Origin of the sequence: Arthrobacter sp. StoSoilB5 (assembly GCF_019977235.1) — a bacterium.
Taxonomy (GTDB): Bacteria; Actinomycetota; Actinomycetes; order Actinomycetales; family Micrococcaceae; genus Arthrobacter.
Genome location: NZ_AP024646.1, coordinates 601,100 through 614,253, shown reverse-complemented (window position 1 = coordinate 614,253; position 13,154 = coordinate 601,100). Strand labels below are relative to the sequence as shown.

General features: G+C 63.0%; 13 protein-coding genes. 5 read left to right on the top strand and 8 right to left on the bottom strand.

Going from position 1 to position 13,154, the window contains the following annotated elements; all coding sequences use genetic code 11:
* Nucleotides 1–125 precede the first annotated feature (125 nt).
* On the bottom strand, nt 126–3,050 hold the full coding sequence (locus tag LDN75_RS02985; protein ID WP_223935710.1) for an exo-alpha-sialidase: 2,925 nt from the start codon (nt 3,048–3,050) through the stop codon (nt 126–128).
* 166 nt (nt 3,051–3,216) lie between these two features.
* Between LDN75_RS02985 and LDN75_RS02980 the strand changes: the two genes are divergently transcribed.
* A complete protein-coding gene (locus LDN75_RS02980) occupies nt 3,217–4,155 on the top strand; it encodes an NAD(P)-dependent oxidoreductase (RefSeq protein WP_223935709.1) in 939 nt (312 codons plus the stop codon).
* A 67-nt stretch (nt 4,156–4,222) separates the two neighbouring features.
* Here LDN75_RS02980 and LDN75_RS02975 read toward each other — a convergent pair whose 3' ends face one another.
* Complete coding sequence (locus LDN75_RS02975; protein WP_223935708.1) at nt 4,223–4,513, bottom strand: DUF1540 domain-containing protein; 291 nt, start codon at nt 4,511–4,513, stop codon at nt 4,223–4,225.
* A 136-nt stretch (nt 4,514–4,649) separates the two neighbouring features.
* Nucleotides 4,650–4,847: a hypothetical protein gene (locus LDN75_RS02970; RefSeq protein WP_223935707.1), complete on the bottom strand. Its 198-nt coding sequence runs from the start codon at nt 4,845–4,847 to the stop codon at nt 4,650–4,652.
* A 256-nt stretch (nt 4,848–5,103) separates the two neighbouring features.
* Between LDN75_RS02970 and purS the strand changes: the two genes are divergently transcribed.
* From purS to purL, 3 genes are read left to right on the top strand one after another with little or no spacing between them, the layout of a single operon-like run.
* A complete protein-coding gene (gene purS, locus LDN75_RS02965) occupies nt 5,104–5,355 on the top strand; it encodes a phosphoribosylformylglycinamidine synthase subunit PurS (protein WP_011773385.1) in 252 nt (83 codons plus the stop codon).
* A 1-nt stretch (nt 5,356) separates the two neighbouring features.
* A complete protein-coding gene (gene purQ, locus LDN75_RS02960; RefSeq protein ID WP_223935706.1) occupies nt 5,357–6,142 on the top strand; it encodes a phosphoribosylformylglycinamidine synthase subunit PurQ in 786 nt (261 codons plus the stop codon).
* Nucleotides 6,139–8,448, top strand: coding sequence for a phosphoribosylformylglycinamidine synthase subunit PurL (purL, locus tag LDN75_RS02955; protein ID WP_223935705.1), 2,310 nt, complete (start codon nt 6,139–6,141; stop codon nt 8,446–8,448). The genes purQ and purL overlap by 4 nt, the downstream gene beginning before the upstream one ends.
* 51 nt (nt 8,449–8,499) lie before the next feature.
* Here the strand turns inward: purL and LDN75_RS02950 are convergent, their stop codons facing one another.
* The 4 genes from LDN75_RS02950 to LDN75_RS02935 are packed head-to-tail and all read right to left on the bottom strand — an operon-like array spanning nt 8,500 to nt 12,068.
* Complete coding sequence (locus LDN75_RS02950; RefSeq protein WP_223935704.1) at nt 8,500–9,924, bottom strand: bifunctional diguanylate cyclase/phosphodiesterase; 1,425 nt, start codon at nt 9,922–9,924, stop codon at nt 8,500–8,502.
* A complete protein-coding gene (locus LDN75_RS02945; RefSeq protein WP_223935703.1) occupies nt 9,921–10,424 on the bottom strand; it encodes a hypothetical protein in 504 nt (167 codons plus the stop codon). The genes LDN75_RS02950 and LDN75_RS02945 overlap by 4 nt, the downstream gene beginning before the upstream one ends.
* Nucleotides 10,421–11,599, bottom strand: a complete 1,179-nt coding sequence (locus tag LDN75_RS02940; protein ID WP_223935702.1) for a GGDEF domain-containing protein — start codon at nt 11,597–11,599, stop codon at nt 10,421–10,423. The genes LDN75_RS02945 and LDN75_RS02940 overlap by 4 nt, the downstream gene beginning before the upstream one ends.
* A 34-nt stretch (nt 11,600–11,633) precedes the next feature.
* Nucleotides 11,634–12,068: a hypothetical protein gene (locus LDN75_RS02935; RefSeq protein WP_223935701.1), complete on the bottom strand. Its 435-nt coding sequence runs from the start codon at nt 12,066–12,068 to the stop codon at nt 11,634–11,636.
* Between the two features lie 128 nt (nt 12,069–12,196).
* On the opposite strand from LDN75_RS02935, the gene LDN75_RS02930 reads away from it, so the two are divergent.
* Entirely contained in the window at nt 12,197–12,490 is a 294-nt protein-coding gene (locus tag LDN75_RS02930) for a DUF503 domain-containing protein (protein ID WP_223935700.1), read from the top strand.
* Nucleotides 12,491–12,498: 8 nt separating this feature from the next.
* Here the strand turns inward: LDN75_RS02930 and LDN75_RS02925 are convergent, their stop codons facing one another.
* Nucleotides 12,499–13,140, bottom strand: coding sequence for a GntR family transcriptional regulator (locus LDN75_RS02925; protein WP_223935699.1), 642 nt, complete (start codon nt 13,138–13,140; stop codon nt 12,499–12,501).
* Nucleotides 13,141–13,154 lie beyond the last annotated feature (14 nt).

Genomic DNA, 13,154 nt, shown 5'->3' with positions numbered 1-13,154 from the left:
AAAATATGACATACAGCACACTTCATGAAATTTGTCTTGTCGCCGCATCAAATTTAGGTCATATGACGGCAAACAGCGGACCGCAGGAAACTTTCTGCGGTCCGCTGTTTTGCCCAAGCGTTGTGCTAGCCCTTTGGCGTCACCTGCAGGCGATCAAACGAGACCTGCGCGCCGTCCTTATCCAGGACCACAACATCGTCCCGGCCATTCTTTACGTCCGATGGAAGAATGAATTCCACGGTGTTATCCGTGGTGGGAAAGATCCATCCCAGACGGTAACTGTCCTTGTTCAGATAAACGTAGTACCACTGCCCGTATTCCAAGCCCTTCAAAGTCACTTTCTGGCCATTGCGATACTTCTCCCCCGTGCCCAGATCAAACGACGGCGTTTGGCCATCGAAGTCCTGGACAGTCAGAGCGGGCTCGGTATCCGGTTTTGCGGGCTGGACTCTAAGGGCCAACGCCTCGCCTTCGGCAGTGGCCGCCACTTCTTTGGTGCCGTTGTGCGCCGTCGCATCGAAACTGACGGCGGCGAGGCTTCCGGCCACGACGTCCTCTGCAGTGAGCACATGGACCCGCGTGGCGGTCGCCGTGCCGCCAATAGCCAGGGCAGTTTCAGTGATTCCAGAGCCTGTCGCCTCAAGCCCCGTCAGCGCCACATTGCCGGCGTTGCCCACGGTGTAGGTGTACGTAACAGGATCGCCTGCGCTGGCGAAGCGGTCACCGTCGGCGTCTTCCCAGACCGCGGAGACCGTTCCTTCAAGCTTCGGTTCCCGGACTTTCAAGTCCACCTCGCCGCCGTCGATCCCGTAGTTCCTCGTGCTCTGGCCCGCCGAGCTGACTTCCCAGCTGGTGCTTGGAACGAAGAAACCCTGCTCGGCTTCCCCGGCAGTCACGGCATGGCGCGGTGTGGCGCACTGGTAGCTCTGGCCGGCCGGCAGGGTGAGGTAGCGGCAGTTGCCCGGCCCCTCAGGGACCAAGGGGCTGAAGTTGCCGGCAGTGGGCACTACCTTCTCCACGAGCGGACTCGTGTTCTTCACCGTGAATGTGTACGGGAAAAGGTCGCCTGCCGCGTAGGGCTGGGCCGCGAGATCACGCCCGACGTCGGCACGTGCCCCGCTGATGTCGGCCGCCACCAGGCCGTCGCGCAGGGCCACGGCAGCGCCGGTGAACGGAACCGTTTTGGTGAGCGACGGCGTCGAGCTGGCTGTGATGCTGAAGCTCGCCTCGGGCACGAAGTAGCCGCGCTCGATGTCCGCGGCAGTCAGCACATGCTTCGCGGTAGTGCAGTTGTAGCTGGCGCCGGCGGCCAGGTTGTTGAACCGGCAGTTAGGTGCAGTCGGCGGTAGGAAACCGGAGTCGAAGGTCCCGGATACTGGAACGGCGTTGGCAGTGACGTTGGACGTGCTCTTGACGTTGAAGGAGTAACTAAGGGCCTCCCCAGCCTGATACGGGCTGGCCACAACGTCACGAGCAGGGGCAGAGCCTGTGATGGTGAGCCCCACTTGCGGGGCTACCGGGACCGTCGCCGTGAACGTGAACTGCGAAACCCGGCCATCCGCCGTCGCGAATGCTGCGTTAAGGTTCTGCGGACCACTGGCGTTCGCGGGAGCGGTCAGCGAAACGTTGACGGTTACCGAGGCACCACGCGCGACGTCGGGAACCGGCACCGAGGTGGCCGACCAGCCGCTCGGCGTGTAGACGGTGGCGTTGGCGCCGGAGATCGTGGTGGCCTCCTGGTTGGTCACCGTCACGGCGACTTGCTGGGTTGCACCGGGAGCGGTGGTAACGGCAGGGACGGAAAGCGGTGCGCAGACGTAGTTCAGCCAGGCGTCGTCAAACTTCGCGAAGGGCATGTTGTCCGTGTAGTTGCCCTCGTAAAGGACACCGAACTTGCCGTCCTCCATGCGGGTCACCGTGGAGTAGGCCGAGAAGCCGGAACGAATGGTTCGGACGCCCGGCCAGGTGGCGCCGTCGTCGCACGATACCCGGGCGGAGACGTTCTCGCGGCCGGTCTTGGAGTTTGCGTTGGTGAAGATCAGCTTCCTGGCGTCCGCGGAACCCTGCTCCGCATTCGGGAACATCCGGGCAATGGCACCGTTGTTAGCGGGATCCGGCAGCTCGGTGTCCTGGGTGACCGGACCGTAAGTGGCACCACCGTCCGTGGAGATCGCTACCTTACGGTAGCCCTGGTTTGCGTTGTCGCGGGAGTTCAGCAGGACCCTGCCATCGGAGAGTTCAACGGTCTTGTTCTCATCCATGCGGTCGCCGACGTTGGCACCCTTGTGCCAGGTCACGCCATGATCGTCTGAGTAGACGCTGTAGGCCTGGATCTTGTTGGTGCCATCGGCCTGGCGGACATCACCGGCGTACTGCTGGATGAGCCTGCCCTTGTGCGGACCGTACTTAAGCTGGATGCCTTCGCCGGAAGAGGCGAAGTTGGAGCGGACATCGCCAGCCACGGGGTTGGTCTTGCTGGTCCCGGGCTTGGTGACGTTGGTGATGAGCCGTGGCTGACTCCACGTAACGCCGCCATCGGAGGACTCGATGACGGCCGAGGAGATCACGGTCCGGTCTGCGTCGTCGTTGCCGAACTGGCTGCCGCCGAAGCCTTGGTCCTTGGAGTACACGAAGAAGGCAAAGACTTTGCCCGCCTCGGCGTCATAGATGTATGAGGGGTCGCTGTAGCCGTACTTGGGCCCGCTGGCGTCGGCGACGTGTCCGGCGGCAATGACCTGCACAGGGCCCCAGGTCTGGCCGCCATCCGTGCTGCGGCGTTGCACGATTGAGTTCGGGTTGGGAGCATCGGCGGCCGAGCCGGGCCGGCCATCCCATGCAGCCAGGACAACGTTATTGCCCAGGTATGCCAGTGCCGGGATCCGGTAGAAGAAGTTGGCGGACGTGCGATCAGCGGCGATATTTGCTTCGGCGAAACTTCCAGGGGCGGCCGTGGGGTTGTTTGGAGGAATCGGGGCTGCCGTGGCCGGAAGACCGAGGCTGGCCAGGAGGGCCAGGCTAAGGGCTCCAGTGGCTGCGATGCGTGCAAGCAATTTTGTGTCCTTTCGAATGCCTTGTGTTACGTGCTACGTCGAACGTCCTACAACCATAGAGTGCTGCCTGTCACATTGCTAGGGATGAAGCTGGAGAAGCCTCGTGGCCCCATGTCGGGCTAACCTCGTGAACGTACCGGCATTACCTTCTAGCGATGGAGCTGCAGTGAAAATCCTCGTCCCCAATACCGTGACCCTGGACCTTCCTGGCTCCGCCCACCGCGTGCACGTCTACCAAGTCGACCAGCCCATTCCGGACGAGCACCTCGACGCCGAAGTCCTGGTTGTTTGGCAGAACACCTCGGCGAACCTGGCCGACGCAGCCCAGCGCTTGGCCCGGCTCAAACTCGTCCAGACCCTCGCTGCGGGGCCGGATTCCGTGCTGGCAGCAGGATTTGCCGGCAATGTGGCCATCACTTCGGGTCGTTCACTTCACGACGGCCCCGTGGCGGAGCATGCCCTTGCCCTCATCCTCGCAGCGGTGCGTCGGCTCGATCAGCTGCTGGATGCCCAGAAGTCCGCGACGTGGGACCGCGCCTACAACGCAGCGCAGTCCAGTCCGGACACGGAGCAGCTGTACACGCTCGACGGCGCGAACGTCACCATTTGGGGATTCGGCTCCATCGCAGGACGACTCGCTCCCCTGCTTGCCGCCCTGGGCGCAAACGTCACTGGCGTTGCGGGTTCACGGGGTGAGCGCTACGGCTTCCCTGTCGCTGCGGCAGAGGAACTTCCCGACGTCCTGCGAACCACGGACGTCCTGGTATCCATCCTTCCCGCCACCCCTGACACCTACAACGCCCTGAATGACGAGCTCCTGCGTGCGCTGCCAGAGTCCGCAATTTTCGTGAACGTGGGCCGCGGGGCCACCGTCGATGAGGATGCCCTCGTCGCGGCCCTGCAGGAAGGTCGCCTCCGGGCGGCTGCACTGGACGTGACACAGGTGGAGCCGCTGCCTTCGGATTCCAAGCTCTGGAGCGCCCCGAACTTGATCATCACGCCTCATGTGGCAGGCAACCGCCCAAAGGGCTCAAGCCAACTGGTGCTGGCAAACCTCTCGGCGCTTCAAGAGGGCCGCGCCTTGACCAACCAGGTTGCCGGGTAGTGCCTTCATCGGACACGAAAAAGTGGGCCCGCCCGGGAAGACGGACCCACTTTCGCGAGAGTAAAAGTCAGGCGTGCTCGTAGGTCAGGCAGTCTGCAGCCTCGCGGCCGGGACCAACCTTGACGTCGTGGGCCTCGCACATGAGGTTGTTGTTGTGAATGCATTCGGACCGTTGGCAAGCACCCACGTGGGCAAGGACCTTGGGAAGGCCACCCATGGCGTTGGTGTCGATGAACGTGGCGCAGGAAGCGTGGTCCTGGCTTCCACCAATGGTGATTCCAAAAGCAGTGCATCCGTCATGGTTGAAGCCGCAGCTGCCAACGCTACAGGCGGATACTTCGGCAATGTGTTCGGTCATTGTTCCTCCTGGTTGGATCCGGATCCAACGGGGGCCTGGCCCCACGTGTAGTCCCCAAACTACGCCGCCTTTGCCGGATTTAACCCGCTGGAATAGCGCATTTGTACATGCGCTAATACCGCCACTATTTGTGCCGCTATTTGTTTTCAGCCTTGTTTGGAACGCGGAGGGCCTCGCTGATCCTGGCTCGCGTTTCCTTATCCAAAGGGGCTGTCACGTGATGCTCCCTCGCCGCCCTGTCGGCCTTGATTTTCTGGATGACCATTCGTCCCAGACCCGCAAAAACAGCTGCCGCAACAACGCCCAGCACCATCGACCTTGGTTTCTCCGCCATGCGTCAATCCTAGTGACGGGCGCCACGCCCGGCGAGAGCCGCCGTCGGACATTCATTGGCCCCAATTTGGCGGGGATCGGCGGGGGGTCCTCGCGGATTCCGCCTGAATAGGGTATGCGCGCCCGTCCCGGTAAGATAGGTGTGCAAGCTCGCGGAGCGCCCCCACGCTGTATGAACTCAGTTGAACGGCGTGAGACGGCAACCTCCGCGGCAGCCTTATTTAAGGTTCACCCAACTCACGCACAGGAGTTACCGGATGCCCCGGATCGTCGTTGACGTCATGCCCAAGCCCGAGATTCTGGACCCCCAGGGGAAAGCCATCGTGGGTGCACTGCCCCGCCTCGGCTTCAACAGCTTCAGCGCAGTCCGCCAGGGCAAGCGTTTCGAACTGACGGTTGACGGCGAGGTGACCGACGCTATCCTGGCCCAGGCCCGTGAGGCCGCTGAGACCCTCCTGTCCAACCCGGTGATCGAGGATGTCGTCAACGTCGAGGTCGTCGAGGCCTGATATGACTTCGCTTCCCCTGATTGGCGAGGCCGTGGCCGTCGCCGCTGACGCTTATGGTGCTCGTGGCCTCGCCGGCGCCAAGATCGGCGTCGTCACCTTCCCCGGTACCCTTGACGACCGCGACGCCGCCCGTGCAGTACGCCTTGCAGGTGGCACGGCGGTTTCCCTGTGGCACGCTGACGACCACCTTGGCGACGTTGACGCCGTGATCATCCCCGGCGGGTTCTCCTACGGTGACTACTTGCGCGCAGGTGCCATTTCGCGTTTCGCGCCGCTGATGTCCAAGATCATCGACGCCGCCAACTCTGACGCAAAGCTCCCGGTTTTGGGTATCTGCAACGGCTTCCAGATCCTGACCGAATCGCACTTGCTGCCCGGTTCCATGATCAAGAACGACCACCTGAAGTTCATCTGCCGGGACCAGGTCCTGCGCGTGGAGAACTCCAACACTGCATGGACCCTGGACTACCAGGACGGCCAGGAAATCACTGTGCCGCTGAAGAACCAGGACGGCCAGTACATCGCGGACGAGAAAACGCTGGATGCCCTTGAGGCTGAAGGCCGCGTGGTGTTCCGCTACGTGGGCTTCAACCCGAACGGCTCCCGCCGCGACATCGCAGGCATCTCCAACGCCGCCGGCAACGTGGTTGGCCTCATGCCGCACCCCGAACACGCGGTTGAGGTCGGATTCGGCCCCGAGTCGCTGGATGGGATCGGCGGCTCCGACACCGACGGCCTCGGTTTCTTCACCTCCGTATTGAACAAGATTGTGGGAGGCGACAAGTGACCACGGAAACCACCAAGAAGTTCAACATCGATACCGTTGAGCACGCTGCCAAGACCCCGGACACGGAACTCCCGTGGGCCGAGCTCGGCTTGAAGCAGAACGAATTCGACGAAATCGTCAAGGTCCTTGGCCGCCGCCCCACCGGCGCCGAACTGGCCATGTACTCGGTCATGTGGAGCGAGCACTGCTCCTACAAGTCCTCCAAGAACCACCTCCGCCAGTTCGGCGAGAAGGTCACCGAGGAAATGAAGAAGGACATGCTGGTGGGCATCGGCGAGAACGCCGGTGTAACCAACCTGGGCGACGGCTGGGCCGTGACGTTCAAGATCGAGTCCCACAACTCGCCGTCGTTCGTTGAGCCGTACCAGGGTGCCGCTACCGGCATCGGCGGCATCGTCCGCGACATCATCTCCATGGGCGCCCGCCCCGTGGCCGTGATGGACCCGCTGCGCTTCGGCGCGATCGACCACCCGGATACCGCCCGCGTCATGCACGGTGCTGTTGCCGGCATCGGTGGCTACGGCAACTGCCTTGGCCTGCCGAACATCGGTGGCGAGATGGTGTTCGACTCCGTCTACCAGGGCAACCCGCTGGTGAACGCCCTGGCCGTGGGCGTCATGCGCCACGAGGACATCCGCCTGGCCAACGCTTCCGGCAAGGGCAACAAGGTTGTCCTGTTCGGTGCACGCACCGGTGGCGACGGCATTGGTGGTGCTTCGGTGCTCGCCTCGGAGTCCTTCGACGACACCAAGCCTTCCAAGCGTCCGGCCGTCCAGGTGGGCGACCCCTTCGCTGAGAAGGTCCTCATCGAGTGCTGCCTTGAGCTTTTCAAGGGTTCGCTGGTTGAAGGCATCCAGGACCTCGGTGCCGCAGGTATTTCCTGTGCCACGTCCGAGCTCGCTTCCAACGGCGACGGCGGCATGCAGGTTGAGCTGACTTCCGTCCTGCTGCGCGATCCCACGCTAACCCCGGGCGAGATCCTCATGTCCGAGTCGCAGGAACGCATGATGGCCGTGGTCACCCCGGAGAACATCGAAGCGTTCGAAGCTGTCATGGACAAGTGGGCCGTGGAGTACTCCTGGTTGGGTGAGGTCACCGACACCGGTCGCCTCATCATCACCTGGGAAGGCGAAGTAATCGTCGACGTCGATCCCCGCACCGTTGCGCACGACGGCCCGGTCTACGACCGTCCGTTCGCGCGCCCTGAGTGGCAGGACTCGGTCCAGGCGAACTCCTTCACGGGTTCCGTTGAGGATGCCGGCCGTCCGTCCGCTCCCTCGGAGTTGGCTGCAGCCGTCACCGAGCTGGTGGCCTCGCCCAACATGTGCAGCAAGTCCTGGATCACCAACCAGTACGACCGCTACGTTGGGGGCAACACTGCCATGGCCTTCCCGGACGACGCCGGCGTGGTCCGCGTTGACGAGGAAACCGGCTTGGGCGTTGCCCTGGCCACCGACGCCAACGGCCGCTACACCTACCTTGAGCCGTACCAGGGTGCACAGCTGGCTCTGGCTGAGGCTTACCGCAACGTCGCCACCTCCGGCGCTGTTCCGATGGCCGTCAGCGACTGCCTGAACTTCGGTTCCCCCGAGGACCCGGACGTCATGTGGCAGCTCGCCGAGGCCATCCGCGGCCTCTCCGATGCCTGCATGGAGCTCGGCATCCCGGTCACCGGCGGCAACGTCTCCCTGTACAACCAGACCGGCACCACGCCGATCCACCCCTCCCCCGTGGTGGCAGTCCTGGGCAAGCTCGACGACGTCGCCCGCCGCACGCCGTCGGGCTGGCGCGAGGACGGCCAGGCCATCTACCTGCTCGGCACCACCGCAGCAGAGCTGGACGGTTCGGAATGGTCCAACCTCCGCGGACACCTCGGTGGCCTGCCGCCGAAGGTTGACCTCGCAGCCGAGCGTGCCCTGGGCGAGATCCTGATCAACGCTTCCCGCGATGGCATGGTGGACGCAGCACACGACCTCTCCGAGGGTGGCCTCGCGGCCGCACTGGTTGAGTCCTCGCTGCGCTACGGCGTCGGCGCCCGGATCGCCCTTGAGGAACTCATGGAGCGCGACGGCGTGGACCTGTTCACGGCCCTCTTCTCCGAGTCACAGGCCCGTGCAATCGTGTCCGTGCCGCGTTCGGAGGAAGTCCGCTTCAAGGACATGTGCACCGCCCGCGGCTTCGCCCACCTCCGGATCGGCGTCGTTGACGCTGCCGGTGGAAAGCTGGAGATCAACGGCGTGGACGAGCTGACCTTGGACGCTCTCCGTGAAGCACACGAGGCAACCCTGCCGAAGTACTTCGGCTAAGCCTCCCCACTTAAGCAACGCAGGGTCACTTACGTGACCCTGCGTTGCTGTTTAAGCGGGCCAGGTCTGTTGCCGGGACAGCTGGGCCGTGAATTCCGGTCCGGGCAAGGGCCGGCCGAAGTAATAGCCCTGTCCACTCGAGCAACCGATGCTTCGCAGCGCTTCGGCCTGTTCCGCCGTTTCGACTCCCTCCCAGATGCCCTCAAGGCCGCACGAGCGGATAACCTGTAGGATCGCAGCGAGGAAGCCAAGTTGCGTCGAATCCTGACCGAGCCCTTGGACGAACTGCCGGTCCACTTTCACGCGGTCCACCGGAAGTTTTCGGAGATATCCCATGGACGAGTAGCCGGTGCCGAAGTCGTCGATCTCCAGCCCAACACCCAAGCGGTGTAGGCTCGCCAAGGTGTAACGGTCCAGTTCGTCGTTTTGGATGATGGCGCTCTCCGTGAGCTCCAAAACCAATGATTCCGGAGGAAGCCCCGCTTTGCCCAGCGCTTCCCGCACATCATCCACGAACTCAAGGCTTTGAAGGTCGGCAGCGGAGACGTTGATTCGCATCGTAAAACGGTGTTGTGCCGTGTCCGGGTTGTCCCGCCACTGACGCAGTTGCTCCACGGCCGCCCGGAGGACCCAGCGGCCCAACTCCGCGATCAATCCGGTGGCCTCTGCCACGGGGATGAAGTGGTCCGGCATGATGAGCCCACGCACGGGGTGGTTCCAGCGGACCAAAGCCTCGCTGCCCTCAATCCGTCCGGTGGCCAACTCAACGATCGGCTGGTAGAAGAGGATCAGCTGGTCCGTGCGGATTGCTTCGCGGAGCTCCCCCACGATCTGGCGCTGAAGTTGCCGGGCGTGGAGGGTGGAGGGATCGAACACCTTGAGCTTGTTGCGCCCCTCGCTCTTGGACTCCTCCATCGCCATATCCGCCTCTTGGAGGAGGTCCTCCACACTGTGGTGTGGCTCGGCGATCCGCAGTCCCATACTGGCACCACAGCGGACGCTGCTGTTGCCGAGGTCGATATTGGGTTCCAGCGCCGCAAGGATGCGGTTCCCGACGGCGGCGGCCCGGTTTTGGGGCGTGGCGGGCAACAGCACGGCGAATTCGTCGCCGCCCAGGCGGGTGACGACGTCGTTCTCCCTTACCGCCGAGCGGATCCGCATCGCGACCGTGACCAGAATCTGGTCCGCCGAAGCATAGCCGGCGGACTTCTTGAGTCCCTTGAATCCGTCCAGGGTTAGCAGGAGCAAAGCGGCTGGCGCGGCGCCGTCAGCTGCGGCTTCTTGTGCTTCGATGAACGCATCCACCAAAGCCACGCGGTTGCCGAGCCCGGTCAGCGTATCCGTGAAGACTTCCCGGCGCTGTTCGTGGCGCGCATCGTGGAGCTCCTCCATCAACGCCCTGATGTGCCGTTCCAGCTTCCCGATCCGGGCGTCAATGTCCGGGGGAAAGGACCGGCTTGGCTGGGTTGCGTTCACGAGGCTTCCATGAGCCGCAGGGTACAGTCGGCTACGGCTTTCGGTTTGGCGACGGGGTTGCGGCGTTCGTCGAGGAAGAGCCGGTAAGAGGCGACATCGAGCCTGCCGTCCCCCTCAATGGGAGTCCCCGCCCGGTACACGTGCGTAATCCAGGAGCCACCCAGGATGGCTTCGATCCACGCATCGCATTCAGCCAGCGGCAGGGGTACGCGCGTTCCGGTGTTTCGACGATGGCCTGCGATGGAGACCGTAATGCAACTGCCCAGGAGTCCCCTATCGGCAGTGAACCAAGCCAGGCCCTCGACGTCGGCCACAATGGTCAGGTTTGCGCTGTCGTCCCCTACGGACTGGACCGGCTGCATCCGAACAGAACGCCGTGCCACGTTCAAGGCTGCTGGTGTTCCAGCCTGGTACGGAGCACTGGTGATGTCTTGCCGGAAGGCGCTCAGCTCCTGGGTGTGCTGGATCTGGATCTTGGTGGTCAGTTCATTAATGCTCATGATTGTGCCTCGTCAGCGATCGTGGCCGCCTGGAGGCGGTCGGCTCCTACAATCCGGTTTCTTCCCTGTGCTTTGGCGCTGTACAGGGCTGCGTCCGCCACTTCGATCATCAAAGTGAGGTCTGAGGCGGTGGTGGTGCTCGATGTGACTCCATAACTGACGGTGGGGAAGGACACGCCTTCCGGAACCTCCGTGGAAGCCATGCGGCGGCTTATCTCGGTGGCGATGCTTTCGGCCCTTTCCTGCGTGGCGCCCGGGAGGAAAAGAATGAACTCTTCCCCGCCGTACCGGCCGATGAGGTCCGTTGACCTGACCGATGACATGCAGGCCTCGGCGAAAGCCTTTAGGGCCACGTCCCCTGCCCGGTGGCCGTGTGCATCGTTGACCAGCTTGAAGTGGTCCAGGTCAGCCAGGACTATTGCAGCACCGGACTCGTTGGCGTGAAGTCGTTTGAGTTCGGTGGATGCCAGGTCCAGAAAGGCTCCGCGGTTGAGCAGACCTGTCAGGTGGTCCTTCGTGGCCCGCTCCCTCAGGCCCTTGATCAGTTGGTCGCTGCTCAGCGTGGTCATGCTGAAGGAGACCGTGACGAGCAGCACCAGGGACACCAGGCCCGAGGGCGCCGGACCAAAATAAGTACGGAATGCTTCGCTGCCAGGGCCTTCCAATGCATAGACCACCCAACGGCCCAGGTAGTAGATGGCCAAGAGTCCGGCAGCCAGGGAGAGGGCTTTGTGAACTTGTGAATGCACTGCCTTGATGAACCACAAGTCGCGGGCAGCCAGTGCGATACCAAAAGTCATCATGGCCAGATAAACGAAACCTCCGGACCAGACATTGGAGCCGGGGCTCTCCAGTACGGAGGCGACTGCCGTGATGACAGGAGCCACGGCGAGCTGCCATGGAGCTGCCTTGAGGTCCCTCAGGGTACGGGCGCCGGCCCAGACGCTGAACGCTCCGGCCACCACCAGGACGTTGCCGAACGGGTTTGCCCAGTGCTGGGCCGGTGTGCCGTTCAGGAGGAACGCCGTGTTTCCGAGCATGAACTGCAGCAAGGCCAGGCTCCACCAGCCTGCGTATGGTGACCGCGTGCGGCGGTATGAGGAGAAGAACAGCACTAAGAGGGTCAACGTGACCACTCCGAGGGCAACCCTTACCGAAAACGAGTCGAGCACCATTGTTCGCTCCTGCCACTTGGTCCCACGCCAATCTCTAACATGTCAGGGTTCCTGTCAAAGCGGAGCCTTTCCATGTGTTGGTGGTGCCGGGAACCTTGTAATACCCGCGGATTTCGTAGGTCCAGGTGCCCACAGGCTGAATTCCTGACCTATAGGACTTTCCGGCATTCTTGCCAAGGTCGCCCGTGAACTCCAAGCTCCCGGAGGGGTTGTAGAGCTTGACCTCGTGATAGTTCGCGCCGGGGACCTCCGCGAAGGAATTCACGTCCACAACAACCTTGGCACCATTCGCCGAGCACGTCATGACCACGTCCGCGCTGGTCGGTGCCAGGAGACGCATGGCCGAGTACTGAGGATTGGCATTCTCGGTAGCAGAGAATGCGGCAAGTGCTGCGGCAGGCGCCGCCATCAGGGAAAGAGCGACCGCGGTCACGCCCGCGAGCGCGCGCCAGGTATGGTTACTGCTCATGCCGCCCGCCCCCTTAGCTGCTTCCGGCCCTGCTGTGTTTCCAGTTTGATCGCGCTGGATCAATCCCGGTGCGGCGTTTCCTCAAGATTGGCTCAGGATTGCAGGGCGGCGACGGCTCATAATGGACCATGTGGATCGGTTGGATTGAATTCGATGTGCTCCTGGGCGATGTCCATAGCCTGAAGGAGAAGCGTTCGCTGGTGCGGCCCCTCCTTGCCGAAATCAAACGCCGCTTCGAAGTGTCCGCTGCCGAGACTGGCCTGCAGGACCAGCATCGCCGGAGTTTGCTGGGTGCGGCGCTGGTGGCACCCGACCGCGCGCACCTCAAGGAAGTGCTCGACGCCGTTGAACGGTTCGTGGCTGCCCGCCCCGAGCTTGAGCTGCTGAGCGCAAGGCAACGCGAACTGCACAGCGAAGACTAATTGCGTGGCTAGTAACCGATGACGGCCAGCCGGGTTGAATCCAGATGGGCATCGATGGCTTGGTGTGCCGCGTCCAGGCTCCGGCTGCGCAGGGCATCGACAATCAGCTGATGCTCGCGGAGCACATCGCCCGCACGGTCCGTCCCCTGGGTCACTGCCCGGACGCCAATCCTGAGTTGCCGCTGCCGAAGCGAGGCGTAGAAATCAGCAAGGATTGGATTTCCTCCTGCGCGGACCATGACCGTATGGAATTCGGTGTCCAACTCGATGAACCTGGCGGGGTCGTCCTTCGCCTCGTGCTGCTGGTCGATGATGCGTTGGAACGCGTCGATCTGCCCATCCAGCATGCTGTCCAAGGCTGAGACGGCCCACTTTTCTACTACGGACCGTGACTGCAGGATCGCGCGGACATCAGGGTCCGAGATCGGCGGAACGTAGGCGCCTTTGTGTGGAATCCGCTTGACGAAGCCCTCGGCCTCGAGGCGCAGCAGGGCCTCGCGGACCGGGGTGCGCGAGGTACCGGTGGATTTGGCGAGGACCGCCTCGTTGAGGAAGGCCTCCTCGTCCCGCGGCAGGGCAGCGATATAGCTTTTCATCCACTGGTAGGCCACTTCGGGCTGTGATTGAGCAGTGGGAGTCATCTGGATCATGGAGAGCCTTTCTC

Excerpts from the sequence above, each read along its gene's own strand:
- LDN75_RS02945 (WP_223935703.1), bottom strand. The coding sequence starts at position 10,424 with ATGAGCATTAATGAACTGACCACCAAGATCCAGATCCAGCACACCCAG.
- LDN75_RS02930 (WP_223935700.1), top strand. The coding sequence starts at position 12,197 with ATGTGGATCGGTTGGATTGAATTCGATGTGCTCCTGGGCGATGTCCAT.
- purQ (WP_223935706.1), top strand. The coding sequence starts at position 5,357 with ATGACTTCGCTTCCCCTGATTGGCGAGGCCGTGGCCGTCGCCGCTGAC.
- LDN75_RS02940 (WP_223935702.1), bottom strand. The coding sequence starts at position 11,599 with ATGGTGCTCGACTCGTTTTCGGTAAGGGTTGCCCTCGGAGTGGTCACG.
- purS (WP_011773385.1), top strand. The coding sequence starts at position 5,104 with ATGCCCCGGATCGTCGTTGACGTCATGCCCAAGCCCGAGATTCTGGAC.
- LDN75_RS02975 (WP_223935708.1), bottom strand. The coding sequence starts at position 4,513 with ATGACCGAACACATTGCCGAAGTATCCGCCTGTAGCGTTGGCAGCTGC.
- LDN75_RS02925 (WP_223935699.1), bottom strand. The coding sequence starts at position 13,140 with ATGATCCAGATGACTCCCACTGCTCAATCACAGCCCGAAGTGGCCTAC.
- LDN75_RS02970 (WP_223935707.1), bottom strand. The coding sequence starts at position 4,847 with ATGGCGGAGAAACCAAGGTCGATGGTGCTGGGCGTTGTTGCGGCAGCT.
- LDN75_RS02935 (WP_223935701.1), bottom strand. The coding sequence starts at position 12,068 with ATGAGCAGTAACCATACCTGGCGCGCGCTCGCGGGCGTGACCGCGGTC.